The following is a 13,674-nucleotide window of genomic DNA, read 5'->3' as shown; positions in this document are numbered from 1 at the left end:
TATGATTAAACAAGCTATAATTCCTTTAGCTGGTCTTGGGACTAGACTACTACCACTAACAAGTGTTTTTGCTAAAGAGCTTCTACCTATTAATGGAAAACCAGGCTTAGAATATATTATCGAAGAATGTATTGAGGCTGGTATTAAGGAAATTGTATTTATTATTTCTAAAAAAAAATTGATGATAAAGAAATATTTTTATAATGATAAATTTTATAAAGATATTATCAAGAAAAAAAATGATCCAAAAATTATCAAAGAATATAAAAAAATTCTCAAATATAAAAAAATGATTAAATTTGTTTTTCAAGACAAACCATTAGGAACTGGTGATGCTGTCTACAAGACTAAAAAATTTATTACAGATAAATATTTTTTAATGTTATTACCTGATGATTTGATAATTAAAAAAAACTGCTCTAAGTCAATGATTGCTGTGCATAATAAATTTAAAGCATCAGTTATGGCAAGTATGAAGGTTAATAAAAATGATGTATCTAGGTGGGGTATCTACAACATCAGAAAAAAAATTGATAAAAATAATTTTATTATAAATAATGTTGTTGAAAAACCTTCTATAAAAACTTCACCTTCTAATAATGCTGTAATAGGAAGATATATATTACCTAAAACAATTTTTTCTAAATTAAAATCTCTTAAACCAGGTAAAAGTGGTGAATTTCATATCACTGACGCTATCCAAGCTTTAATAGAAGATGATAATCAATTTATTGGTCACAATTTTTTAGGTAAATACTTAGATTGTGGAACAATGAAGGGTTATATTAAATCAACGTTGGAGATTTCTAAACAATGAAACTTTGCATGATAGGAACGGGGTATGTCGGTTTAGTTAGTGGAGTTTGTTTTTCAGATTTAGGAAATGACGTTATTTGTGTTGATAAAGATTTAAATAAAATTGAAAACTTAAAAAATGGTATTATCCCAATATATGAACCTGGTTTAGAAGAATTACTCATTAAAAATTATAAAAATAATCGTTTAAAGTTCTCTACAAATTTAAAAGATTCAATTTCAAAATCGGATATTATTTTTATTTGCGTTGGCACTCCCACTAAAAAAAATGGTAATAATGCTGATTTAAGTCAGGTATACAATGTTGCAAAAGAAATTAGCAAATCTATTAAAAAGTTTAAAATTATTATAACTAAATCTACTGTACCTGTGACAACAGGAGACGAAATAGAAAAGATTATTTCAAAAAAAGTATCAAAAAAACTTTTTTCAGTGGTTTCAAATCCTGAATTTTTAAGAGAAGGTGATGCTATAAGAGATTTTACCTACCCTGACAGAGTAGTTATTGGGACTCATAATAAAAAATCTAATAAGATTTTAAAAAATCTTTATTCGCCATTGATATCAAAAGGTGCAAAATACGTTAATACGTCTCGAAGAGCAGCCGAATTAATAAAATATGCTTCTAATGCTTTTCTAGCAACAAAGATTACTTTTATCAATGAACTAGCCAATTTATGTGAAAAAATTAATGTTAACATTGAAGATATCTCTATCGGTATGGGCCTCGATAATAGAATTGGTAGTCGTTTTTTAAGAGCTGGTCCTGCTTATGGTGGATCTTGTTTTCCAAAAGATACTAAGGCCATTACAGCCACTGCAAATAAATTCAAAACTAATTTAACAGTGATTAAAAGTGTTATTAAATCAAATGAAAATAGATCATCACTAATGCTAAAAAAAGTTTTTGAGATTTTAAAAAATAAAATAAAAAATAAAAATATTTGTTTCTTAGGGGTAACATTTAAAGCCAATACAGATGATATGAGAGATTCTTCAAGTCTAACAATGATCCCTGCATTAATTAAAAAAGGTGCAAAGATAAATTATTTTGATCCAACTGGAGAAAAACTAGATTTTAAAAAATTTAATAATGTTACTTTTTCAAACAACATTAAAGACGCAATTAAAAAATCAGATTTAATCGTTATTCACACAGAATGGAATGATTTTAAAAATATTAATTTTAAAAAAGATGTGAAAAATAAAAAATTCTCAATTTTTGATATGAGAAATATTTACTCAGCTGATAAAATGAAAGATAATAAAATTAAATATTTTAGTATTGGAAATTAATTTAATTCAAAAATAGCATCAACCTCAACTGACACACCAAGGGGCAAACTGTTTGTACTAACAGCTGCTCTTGTATGCATTCCAGAGTCTCCAAAAACTGAAACTATTAAATCTGAAGCACCATTTATTACTTTAGGTTGTTCAGTAAAATCTTCTGTTGAATTAACAAATCCTGTAAGCTTTATGCAAGATTTTACTTTTGAAAGATCATTACCACAAGCTTTTTTAACCTGAGATATAATGTTTAAACCACAACGTTTAGCTGCTTCATATCCATCTTCAGTTTTTAGATCCTTACCAACCTTACCTTTGATTAATTCTCCATTTGCTGCAGTAGAAATTTGTCCTGAGATGAATAACATCTTACCAATTTGTTTTGATGCAAGATATGATCCAACAGGATCTCTTGCTTCTGGCAGTTCTAACTTTAATTCTTTAATTTTATCTTCATATGACATGATTATTTCTCCATAAATTCAGTTAATGTTTTACTGTTTTTAAATTTAACAAGTTTTTCTTTTAAATTAATTTTGTCAAATTTCTTTTTTCCACTTTTAGCATTAGTAGTTATTTTATCTTTAAGTTCTTCAGCTCCAACCGTTGCTTTTAATTTAAGTTCTGAAGATTTTTCTTTTAGATTTTTCGCTGAACACTCTATGTATTTAGCACTAACCTTTTCAAACTGATTACAATCAATTATTTCAGCCATAGCATTAGACATAAGTGCCGATGTAATTAATGTTATAAATATTATTTTTTTCATTTCTTTTTCTTTTTTTTAACTTTTTTATTTTTATCGTATTCTTTTCTTTTCTCAATTAATATTAAAGCTTCTTCCATATTAAGTTCTAAAGGGTCTTTTTCCTCTGGAATTGTTGCATTAAGAGATTTATATTTAATATAAGGCCCATATTGCCCTTTCATTACTCTAACAGGTTTTTTGTCTTCAGGGTGTTCTCCTAGATCTTTTATAATTGATGCAGACATTCTACCAGGTTTAGCCTCCGCTATTAGAGTTATTGCTCTATTAAGTCCAATTGAGAAGATCTCCTCAACATTTTCAATTCTTGCTGATTTGTTTTCACATTTCAAATATGGGCCAAATCTTCCTGAGTTTAATATTATATCTTTCTGATTTTCAGGGTTAATGCCTAAACTTTTTGGTAATGAACATAAAAATTTAGCTCTATCAAGATCCACGCTATCTAATGTAATTCCTTTAGGTATTGAGACATTTCTTAAATTATTATCTTCTTTTTCTATCTTCTTTTTTTTTGTTTTCTTTTTCTTTTTTGTTTCAATTATAATCTTTTCTTTTATTTCCTCAATTTTTTCATACTGTAAGTAGGGACCAAACCTTCCATTTTTAAGGTACATGTCATTTCCATTTTCATGTTTACCTATAAATTTTGGTTCAGCTAATTGAGATTGAGCAGCTGCTTTTGCTTTAGACAGGGGTCTGGTAAATTTACAATCTGGATAATTTGAGCAACCAATAAAAGCACCACCCCTAAAACTATTTTTTAAACTTAATGATCCACTGTCACATAACTTGCATTGTCTATTAATATTTCCATCTGCATCTCTTTCAAAAATTAAACTTCCTAGACTATCGTTTAATAGATCTAAAACCTCCCTAGTTCTTTTCTCTTTAACGTCAGATACGTTTTGATTAAAGTCTTTCCAAAATAACTCTAGAACTTTTATCCATCCTTCCTTCCCGGTAGTAATATCATCAAGTTGATTTTCTAAACTTGCTGTGAAGTTATAATCAACATACTTAGAGAAAAGCTTTTCAAGAAAAGCAGAAATTAATTTACCACGATCAGTTGGGTGAAATCTTTTATTAATTGTTTCCGCATATCCTCTAGTAGATATAACAGATATTATACTTGCATATGTTGAAGGTCTTCCAATACCTAATTCTTCTAATTTCTTAACCAAACTAGCTTCTGAATATCTTGGTGGTGGCTGTGTAAAATGCTGTTCATCTAATAGAGATTCTATATTAACTGGACCCTTGTTCATTTCAGGAAGGATATCTTCATCATCATCTTTTTTAGTATCTTTCATAACTTTTAAAAAGCCATCAAATTTAATAACAGATCCACTAGCTTTACAAATTGTTCCATTATCATCCGAAGATATCGTTATAGTATTTCTATCAAATTGAGCGGGTTTCATTTGAGAGGATAGGGCTCTACTCCAAATTAAATCATATAATTTATGCTGATCTGGACTAAGGTATTTTTTAACTGTATCTGGTGCTCGCATTATATCTGTGGGTCTAATTGCTTCATGTGCCTCTTGAGCATTTTTAGCTTTTTTTCCAGAGTAACTTGCAGCGTTATCTGGAACATATTCATCACCAAATTCATTTTTTATATATTTTCTAAAAGTATCTATAGCGTCTGTGGACAGGTTAGTGCCATCTGTTCGCATATACGTAATAAGACCAATAGTTTCACCGTCAATTTCTATACCTTGATAAAGTTTTTGAGCTATTTGCATTGTACGTGACGCTCCAAATCCTAACCTACCAGAAGAAACTTGCTGTAATGTGGAGGTAGTAAAAGGGCCAGAAGGGTTTCTATTAACAACTTTGCTAGAGATGTCATTTATATTGAAATTCTTAGATTTAACCTCTTCCATTGCTTTATCAATTTCAGCTTTATTTTTAAAAGAAAATTTTTCAATTTTTTTATCATTCAATTGAGTGATACTTGCTAATATAGAATTTTTATCACTATCGTTGAATTGAATACTTAAAGTCCAAAATTCCTCAGGATCAAAAAGCTCTATTTCATGTTCTCGTTCTGTAATCAATTTTAAGGCAACTGACTGAACACGACCTGCAGATTTAGAACCTGGTAACTTTGTCCACAAAATTGGTGATATATTAAAGCCAACTAAATAGTCTAAGGCTCTTCTAGCCATATAGGCATCAACAAGTAGTGGCTCTATTTGTCGAGGGTTTTCAATTCCATGAATAACAGCTTTTTTTGTAATTTCATTAAAAACAACTCTTTCTATATGCTTGTCTTTAATTAATTTTTTTTCATTTAAATATTCTTTAACATGCCAAGCAATTGCTTCTCCCTCTCTGTCTGGGTCAGTTGCTAATATGATTTTTGATGAAATCTTAGCTGCATCTGTAATTTCTTTAAGATATTTTTTAGAAAAACTATCGACTTCCCATTCCATTTTAAAATTATTTTCTGGATCAACAGAACCATTTTTTGAGGGAAGGTCTCTAATATGACCATAACTCGCTAAAACAATATAATCATCACCAAGATATTTGTTGATAGTTTTTGCTTTAGCTGGACTTTCTACGACTACAAGATTCATTACTAAACAAATTACTTAAAAGACTTAGATAGTCAAATCAATAAATTTTAGTCTTAGTTTCTTCTTTGTTTTTCAATCGTTTGACGTTTTCTCTGTGCGTGTAGAATATAAGCACAAACATTATTATGAAAAATATTGAATTATAATTTTCAAAAACTATTAAATACATTGGCACCATTAAACTACCAACTAGTGATGAAAGTGATGAGTATTTTGAAATAAGAAATGTAACAGCCCAACTAATAATAAATACCAAACCCAAAAAAATGTTTATCGAAAATAATATTCCAACATATGTTGCAACACCCTTACCCCCTTTAAACTTAAGCCATATTGGAAAAACATGACCTAAAAATGCACTTAATGATGCAATGAAGATGTAATCAGGATAATTAAATTTTACATATAAAACAGGCAATACAGCTTTTGTTATATCCAGTAGTAAAGTTGCGTAGCCTAATGTTTTATTGCCTGTTCTAAGAGCGTTTGTTGCCCCAATGTTTCCTGAGCCAATATCTCTAATATCTTTTTTTAAAAATATTTTTGTAAGTATAAAACCAAAAGGTATTGATCCTAATAAATATGAACTTAATGCAACAATTAAATATTCCATTATTATAACTTAAATAATTCTTCACCTTTTACAAATGTATTGGTGACTTTTCCTTGAAGTTTTTTGTCTTCAATAGAGGTATTTTTTGATTTGGAGACAAGCTTATCTTTTTTGACAACCCATGGCTTGTCAATATCAACAATGCAAAAATCTGCTTCATTGCCCACTGAAAGATTACCCTTATCAATTTTTAAAATTTTTGCAGGGTTTGATGTTAAAGCTTTAATGATAGTTTCTAATTTAACAGAGCCATTGTGATATAATTCTAGACTTAATGATAAAAGCGTTTCTATTCCAGAGGCCCCTGTAGATGCTTGTGCAAACGTTAATCTTTTTTGCTCTTCATCTTCTGGTTTGTGATCAGATACAATAACGTCTATCGTTTCATCTTTTAATCCTTGTACTAGAGCAATTCTATCTTCTTCAGTTCTTAATGGCGGTGATAATTTTAAAAAAGTTCTAAAATCTCCTATATCATTTTCATTTAATGAAAGATTATTTATGGAGACACCTGTTGTAAATTTAACTTTATTTTTTCTTTCCTCAATAATTTCTACTGATTTAGCAGCTGAAATCTGTGATATGTGATATCTGCATTTAATGTTTTCAAGTAACGTTAAATCTCTTTCAATAATTATTCTTTCAGCAACAGCAGGTATTCCAGATAATCCAAGTTTAGTTGCAATAATTCCAGAATTAATCATTCCATTTTTGGATAAATCATAATCTTCAGCGTGTTGCATGATCAGTGTGCCTAAGTCTTTAGCTGAATTCATTATGCGTGACATTAATCTAGTATTTTGAATTGTTTTAACTCCATCAGTAAATCCAATTATTCCTCTACTTTGAAGTAGACCAAATTCAGTCATGCTAGTTCCTTCAATATTTTTGGTAAGAGCAGCACTTGGAAAAACATTTATTTTAGATTTATCTCTTCCACGTCTTTTTAAAAAATCTACTATTGAAACGTTATCTATAATTGGGTCAGTATTAGGCATAGTAACAACTGAAGTAACACCTCCTGCAAGAGCTGCGTTACTTAGCGTTCTAAAATTTTCTTTATATTCATAACCAGGTTCACCTGCAAAGACACGCATATCAACTAGACCTGGGAATATATATTTGCCATTTAAATCTATTACTTTTTCTCTTGAAGGAATGTTATTAGTATTTACTTTTTTACCAACAGCTTCAATAAAGCCATCTTCTCCAATAATTAATCCACCTTTCTCATTGATAGAGTTATAAGGGTCAATTATATTTGCATTTATAAAGTATTGTTTTTTCATTTATTCACAAAATATTTTTAAACAAGCCATTCTTACTGCAACACCTAGTTCAACCTGTTCCTTAATTACGCTTCTGTTAATGTCATCTGCTAATTTAGTGTCAATTTCGATCCCTCTATTCATAGGGCCTGGATGCATAATTAAAGCATCATCTTTTGCATGAGCAAGTTTATCTGGAGTTAGTCCATAATATTCATAGTACTCTCTATTAGAAGACAAGAAAGAACTAGTCATCCTTTCATTTTGTAACCTTAACATCATTACAATATCACAATCTTTCAAACCTTTTTTCATATCTGTAAAAGTATTAACCCCAAACTTTTCTATTTCTTTTGGCATTAAATTTGATGGTGCAATAATGTTAACTTCTGCACCTAACATATTTAAAAGATAAATATTTGATCTTGCAACACGTGAATGAGTTATGTCACCACAAATCGCAACTCTTAAACCTTCAATTTTTTTTTTTCGATTTATAATTGTTAAAGCATCTAGTAAAGCTTGAGTAGGGTGTTCACGGCTTCCATCTCCAGCATTAAGTACTGCGCAATTTACTTTTTGAGATAAAAGATTACACGCACCTGAATCTTGGTGTCTAATTACAATTATATCAGGATGCATTGCATTTAAAGTCATTGCAGTATCTATGAGTGTTTCACCTTTCTTAATAGCTGAATTTGCCATATTCATTGACATAACATCTGCACCTAATCTTTTTCCAGCTAATTCAAATGAACTCTGTGTTCTAGTGGAAGGTTCAAAAAACAAATTAATTTGAGTTTTACCACTTAAGACATTTAATCTTTTGTTTTTACTTTGATTTAATTTGATGAAACTTTTAGCTTCTTCTAAAATAAGATTAACATCATTAATTGATAGATCTTGAATACCTAGGAGGTGTTTTTGAGAGATTTTAATAGCTTTATTTGTTTTGGTTGCCATTAAAATTAACTCTATAACTATTAACCATCACTATGGCAAGTATTAATTATTTAAAAAGTCTATTGCCCCTTGTAAAATAAAGGCTGCAGCATTTTGATCAATTGTTTTAACTCTTTTTGAAACGTTAACGTCTAATAAACTCGATAGATTAAATGCTCCAACTGTTGAAAGTCTCTCATCCCATAAAATTACTGGTAGGTCTATAGATTTTGATATATTTGATGCAACATCATTAACTGATTGAGCTGATCTACCTAGACTACCATCCATATTAACTGGGTTCCCGACAATTATTCCACCAATATTATTATCCTTAATTATTATCTTAAGTTCATCAATTAGTTCGTTTGTGTTGGTTTTGTTTATGGTTTTAAAGGGTGTGGCTATGGATTGTCTTTCATCACAAATTGAGACTCCAATTCTTTTAGACCCTAAATCTAAACCAATAAATCTCACTTTATTAGTGTGTTTTATTTTAAAATCTTCAATTGTGATCATATTGTATATTTTATACTTAAGTGATAGTTTGCCGACATATTTAATTACCACATGACAATTGATCTTAAAACAATAAAGCATATATCTAAATTATCAAGAATCTCAGTTGATGATGCAAAAGCTAATAAATTAGCTGGAGATCTCAACTCTATATTTGATTTCATTGAAAAATTAAATGAACTCAATACTGATAATATTGAGCCTTTAACTTCTGTTGCAGAGACCACATTAAAATTAAGAGCCGACGAGGTTAAAAGTGAAAATATAAGAGATCAAATATTAAAAAATTCACCAGAGGAAAATGAAGATTTTTTTGTAGTACCAAGGGTTGTTGAATAATGTCTGATATCACATCACTCACTTTAACTGAATTAGTTAAAAATATTAAAGATAAAAAGATTTCTTCTGAAGAAACTACCAAAGCTTTTATTGATAGAGGAGAAAAATCTAGAGATTTAAATACATACATAACAGAAGATTTTTCTAACGCACTTTTGAAAGCTAAAAGTTTTGATCAAAAACCAAATTTTGATTTAAAACTTCCAGGTGTTCCAATAGCAGTTAAAGATTTGTTTTGTACCAAAGATGTAAAAACTACAGCAGGTAGTAAAATTTTAAATAATTTTATTCCACCATACGAGTCTACCGTTACTCAAAATATTTGGAATGAAGGTGCGATATTACTTGGTAAGTTAAATTGTGATGAATTTGCAATGGGCTCATCTAATGAAACTAGTTTTTTTGGAAATGTACAAAGTCCAATAGACAAAGGTTTAGTACCAGGTGGCTCTTCAGGAGGCTCTGCATCAGCTCTAGCAGCTAATTTAACGCCTATTACAATTGGAACTGATACAGGTGGCTCTATTAGACAACCTGCTTCATTTACAGGTACTGTTGGATTAAAGCCTACTTATGGAAGTTGTTCACGATATGGAATTGTTGCTTTTGCATCTTCATTAGATCAAGCAGGACCAATGTCTAAAGATGTAAAAGATTGCGCATTGCTTCAAGAAATAATTAGTACTTATGATGAAAAAGACTCAACATCGATTGATTTTAAAAGAAATGAATACAGTAAAGAATTAACAAATAATATTAAAGGTAAGAAAATTGGAATTCCTAAAGAATATAGAGTTGATGGAATGCCAAAAGAAATAGAGGATTTATGGACGAAGGGCATTGAGTATGCAAAAGATTGTGGTGCTGAAATTGTAGAAATTTCATTACCTCATACAAACTATGCTCTACCTACTTATTATATAGTGGCCCCTGCGGAAGCTTCTTCAAACTTAGCAAGATATGATGGTGTTAAGTATGGTTTTAGATCTAAAGGTGAAAACCTTATTGATATGTATGAAAAGACAAGATCTGAAGGTTTTGGTAGCGAAGTTCAAAGAAGAATAATGATTGGAACTTATGTTTTATCCTCTGGTTATTATGATGCTTATTATCTAAAGGCTCAAAAAGTTAGAAAATTAATAAAAAACGATTTTGATGAAGCTTACAAAAAAGTTGATGCAATTTTAACTCCATCAACACCAAGTGCTGCTTTTAAAATTGGTGAAAAAACTAATGACCCCGTTTCAATGTATTTAAATGATATATTTACAGTTCCAGTGAATTTAGCTGGATTACCAGCAATTTCAATTCCAGCTGGAATAGATGTTAAAGGTTATCCATTGGGACTACAAATTATTGGTAAAGCTTTTGATGAACAAAATATTTTAAACATTGCTTATGCTATGGAAGAGAAAATCCAGTTTAAAAACAAAATTACTGACTGGTGGATTAAATAAATGACTAAAGATAATTCAGAATACTTAATCGAAAGACGAGACAATGTTTACGAAGTGGTAATTGGTCTTGAAGTTCATGCTCAGGTTACATCAAATTCAAAATTATTTTCATCTTCATCAACTACCTTTGGTGCTGAACCTAATACACAAGTAAGTTTAGTAGATGCAGCATTTCCAGGAATGCTTCCGGTTATTAATGAGTACTGTGTAAAACAAGCAATTAAAACGGGAATAGGCTTAAGAGCTCAAATTAATAAAAGATCAGTTTTCGATAGAAAAAATTATTTTTATGCAGATCTTCCACAAGGTTATCAGATCTCACAGTTTAAGTATCCAATAGTAGGAGAGGGAACAGTTATTCTTGATATGGCACATGGCCAAAAAGAAGTAGGGATTGAAAGATTACACCTAGAACAAGATGCTGGAAAAAGTATTCATGATATGGACCCACAAAATACATTGGTTGACTTAAATAGATCTGGTGTAGCTTTGATGGAAATTGTTAGCAAACCAGACATGAGAACTCCAGATGAAGTTAGTGCTTATATTAAAAAATTAAGATCTATTATGAGATACCTTGGTACGTGTGATGGAAATATGCAGGAAGGCTCTTTAAGAGCTGATGTCAATATTTCTGTTAGAATTAAAGGTTCTGATAAACTTGGAACTCGTTGTGAGATTAAAAATGTTAACTCAATTAAATTTATGCAAATGGCTATTGATTATGAAGCTAATAGACAAGTTGATTTAATTGAAGATGGTAAAACAATTGATCAAGAAACAAGATTATTTGATACTAAAAAAAATGAAACAAGATCTATGAGATCTAAAGAAGATGCTCATGATTATCGATATTTTCCAGATCCAGACCTATTACCATTAGAAGTAACAGATGAATTTATTGAAAAACTTAAAGCAGATATCCCAGAATTACCAGACGATAAGAAAAAAAGATTTATTGATGAGTTTAAAGTCTCTGCTTACGAAGCAACAATTTTAGTATCAGATATTGAAACAGCTAAATATTTTGAAGAGGTAGTTGCTAAAATGGGCAAAAACAAAGATATGAAGTTAGCAGTTAACTGGATTACAGGTGAATTATTTGCTGTTTTAAATAATAAAAATTTAGAAATATCTGAAAGCCCAGTAAGTGCCAAAAATTTAGCAAAGTTAATTAATCTAATTAAGAATGGAACAATTTCTGGAAAAATAGCTAAAACAATATTTGAATTGATGATTGATGGAGACATAGATCCTCAAATAATTGTTGAAGAAAAAGGTTTAAAACAGGAAAGTGACCCTAAAGCTTTAGAGGCGTTAATAGATAAAATAATTGATACTAATAGAGAAAAAGCTATTGAATATAAGAATGGTAAAGAAAAGCTATTTGGTTTCTTTGTAGGTCAAGCAATGAAAGTTTCAGGTGGTAAAGCTAATCCACAACTAATAAATGAAATATTAAAGAAAAAACTTCAATAGTCTTAAAATAGGTAGATAAAAAGGACTTAAAATACCATGGGTAAAGCAATTAGAATTACTGAAAAGCTTGAAAAATATATAAATAATTTTAGTTTAAAGTTAAATCCCATCCAGCAAGAAATAATCGAATACAATAATACACTTGGAGACGTTAAGAGAATGCAAGTAGCAACATCTCAATGTCATTTTCTTCATTTAATTATAAAAACTTCTAACATTAAAAATGTACTTGAAATTGGTACTTTTACTGGGTTAAGTGCACTTTCAATAGCTTTAGCATTACCAGATGATGGGAAACTTATAGCGCTAGATAAAGACAAAGAAACCAACAAGATTGCAGTAAGTTTTTTTAAAAAAGCTAATCTTACTAATAAAATTCAAACAATTGTTAAGCCTGCATTAGATAGTTTAGATGAATTAAAGAATAGTAAATTTGATATGGTTTTTATTGATGCCGATAAAATGAATTATAAAGAATATTATGAAAAATCACTGAAGTTATTAGATAAAGGAGGATTGATTATTGTAGACAATGTTTTATGGCATGGTGAGGTCGCTGATGAAGATAATTTAGATAAATTCACTGTAAATATTAGAGATTTTAATACTTATGTTGCAAACGATAAAAGAGTGGAGCAAATCATTGTCCCTTTAGGTGACGGTATGACTGTTTGTAGAGTGATATAATGTTTGATGTTTTTGGTTTTTACAAATTTAAAAAACTCACTTCTCTAAAAAAAAATAAGATTTTACTACAGGATTATTTGATTAAAAAAAATATTCGAGGAACAATAATTATAGCTAATGAAGGAGTAAATGCAACAATCTCAGGAAAAGCTAACGATCTAAAGTCAACTATCAACAAGATTAAAAAGATATTGAATTTTAAAAAGTTTGATAGTGAAAATATTTCAAAAAGTAAATTTCAACCATTTCATAAGCCAAAAGTAAAAATTAAAAAAGAAGTAGTTCCCATGGGTCTTTCTTTGTCATCAAAAAATAAGAAAAATAATCATATAGATCCTAAAAAATGGAATAAGTTAATTAATGATAAAGACACATTAGTTCTAGATTCTAGAAAACCATTTGAATATAATGTGGGCACCTTTAAAAGATCAGTTAATCCTGATGTTGCTAATTTTAGAGAATTTCCAAAATACCTAAATAAACTAAAAAAAACGAAACCAATTGCAATGTTTTGTACTGGTGGAATAAGATGTGAGAAAGCTTCGGTATTTTTAGAAAAAAAAGGTTTTAAAAATGTTTATCAGCTAAAAGGTGGAATTTTAAATTATTTAAAAAATATTAAAAAAAAAGAAAGTTTATGGAATGGGGAATGTTTTGTCTTTGATAACAGAATCAGTGTTAAACATGGATTAGTAACTGGTACATACTCAATGTGTAGTGGATGTAGAAAACCAGTTTCACCAAAAGATAAGAAGTCTAAAAAATATGAGGAGGGTGTTTCATGCGTAAATTGTCATGATAATTTAACTCAAACTCAAAAAGAGAGATTTCGAATGAGACAAAAGCAAATAAACCTTGCTAAAAAGAGTGGATCGAAGCATATATTTCAAAAAGAATTTAAATAGGA

14 protein-coding genes are annotated in these 13,674 nt (G+C 29.4%); 7 read left to right on the top strand and 7 right to left on the bottom strand.

Annotated elements, in window-relative coordinates:
* Position 1 precedes the first annotated feature (1 nt).
* Both AC5SML_RS03675 and AC5SML_RS03670 read left to right on the top strand, forming a co-directional pair.
* Positions 2-817: a sugar phosphate nucleotidyltransferase gene (locus tag AC5SML_RS03675; protein ID WP_006996840.1), complete on the top strand. Its 816-nt coding sequence runs from the start codon at positions 2-4 to the stop codon at positions 815-817.
* Entirely contained in the window at positions 814-2,112 is a 1,299-nt protein-coding gene (locus AC5SML_RS03670; protein WP_494616867.1) for a UDP-glucose dehydrogenase family protein, read from the top strand. The genes AC5SML_RS03675 and AC5SML_RS03670 overlap by 4 nt, the downstream gene beginning before the upstream one ends.
* Here AC5SML_RS03670 and AC5SML_RS03665 read toward each other — a convergent pair.
* The 7 genes from AC5SML_RS03665 to ruvX are packed head-to-tail and all read right to left on the bottom strand — an operon-like array spanning position 2,109 to position 8,805.
* Entirely contained in the window at positions 2,109-2,570 is a 462-nt protein-coding gene (locus AC5SML_RS03665; RefSeq protein ID WP_006996842.1) for a RidA family protein, read from the bottom strand. The two genes, AC5SML_RS03670 and AC5SML_RS03665, sit on opposite strands and share 4 nt — an antisense overlap.
* 2 nt (positions 2,571-2,572) lie before the next feature.
* Positions 2,573-2,875, bottom strand: a complete 303-nt coding sequence (locus AC5SML_RS03660) for a hypothetical protein (RefSeq protein WP_006996843.1) — start codon at positions 2,873-2,875, stop codon at positions 2,573-2,575.
* Positions 2,872-5,463, bottom strand: a complete 2,592-nt coding sequence (gene topA, locus AC5SML_RS03655) for a type I DNA topoisomerase (protein ID WP_006996844.1) — start codon at positions 5,461-5,463, stop codon at positions 2,872-2,874. Before topA ends, AC5SML_RS03660 begins: the two co-directional genes overlap by 4 nt.
* Before the next feature lie 37 nt (positions 5,464-5,500).
* A complete protein-coding gene (gene plsY / locus AC5SML_RS03650) occupies positions 5,501-6,076 on the bottom strand; it encodes a glycerol-3-phosphate 1-O-acyltransferase PlsY (RefSeq protein ID WP_006996845.1) in 576 nt (191 codons plus the stop codon).
* Positions 6,077-6,078: 2 nt separating this feature from the next.
* On the bottom strand, positions 6,079-7,365 hold the full coding sequence (pyrC, locus tag AC5SML_RS03645; protein WP_006996846.1) for a dihydroorotase: 1,287 nt from the start codon (positions 7,363-7,365) through the stop codon (positions 6,079-6,081).
* Positions 7,366-8,307: an aspartate carbamoyltransferase catalytic subunit gene (locus AC5SML_RS03640; protein WP_027306988.1), complete on the bottom strand. Its 942-nt coding sequence runs from the start codon at positions 8,305-8,307 to the stop codon at positions 7,366-7,368.
* Between the two features lie 42 nt (positions 8,308-8,349).
* Positions 8,350-8,805 (bottom strand): Holliday junction resolvase RuvX, encoded by a 456-nt coding sequence (gene ruvX, locus AC5SML_RS03635; protein WP_006996848.1) that lies wholly within the window; start codon positions 8,803-8,805, stop codon positions 8,350-8,352.
* A 51-nt stretch (positions 8,806-8,856) separates the two neighbouring features.
* On the opposite strand from ruvX, the gene gatC reads away from it, so the two are divergent.
* Genes gatC through trhO form a run of 5 tightly spaced genes read left to right on the top strand, consistent with a single transcriptional unit; the run spans position 8,857 to position 13,672 of the window.
* The gene (gene gatC, locus AC5SML_RS03630; RefSeq protein WP_006996849.1) at positions 8,857-9,144 is read left to right on the top strand and encodes an Asp-tRNA(Asn)/Glu-tRNA(Gln) amidotransferase subunit GatC; all 288 of its coding nucleotides are present in this window, start codon (positions 8,857-8,859) and stop codon (positions 9,142-9,144) included.
* Positions 9,144-10,601 carry an Asp-tRNA(Asn)/Glu-tRNA(Gln) amidotransferase subunit GatA gene (gene gatA / locus AC5SML_RS03625; protein WP_011282145.1) on the top strand — a complete coding sequence of 486 codons (1,458 nt, stop codon included), beginning with the start codon at positions 9,144-9,146 and terminating at the stop codon, positions 10,599-10,601. The genes gatC and gatA overlap by 1 nt, the downstream gene beginning before the upstream one ends.
* The gene (gatB, locus tag AC5SML_RS03620) at positions 10,602-12,080 is read left to right on the top strand and encodes an Asp-tRNA(Asn)/Glu-tRNA(Gln) amidotransferase subunit GatB (RefSeq protein WP_011282144.1); all 1,479 of its coding nucleotides are present in this window, start codon (positions 10,602-10,604) and stop codon (positions 12,078-12,080) included.
* A 36-nt stretch (positions 12,081-12,116) separates the two neighbouring features.
* Positions 12,117-12,767: an O-methyltransferase gene (locus AC5SML_RS03615; protein WP_020169471.1), complete on the top strand. Its 651-nt coding sequence runs from the start codon at positions 12,117-12,119 to the stop codon at positions 12,765-12,767.
* On the top strand, positions 12,767-13,672 hold the full coding sequence (trhO, locus tag AC5SML_RS03610) for an oxygen-dependent tRNA uridine(34) hydroxylase TrhO (protein WP_020169470.1): 906 nt from the start codon (positions 12,767-12,769) through the stop codon (positions 13,670-13,672). Before AC5SML_RS03615 ends, trhO begins: the two co-directional genes overlap by 1 nt.
* Positions 13,673-13,674 lie beyond the last annotated feature (2 nt).

This window comes from Candidatus Pelagibacter sp. PS_17 (genome assembly GCF_059417945.1).
The sequence above is the reverse complement of the archived record's forward strand: the minus strand, read 5'-3'. Positions and strand labels throughout refer to the sequence as shown.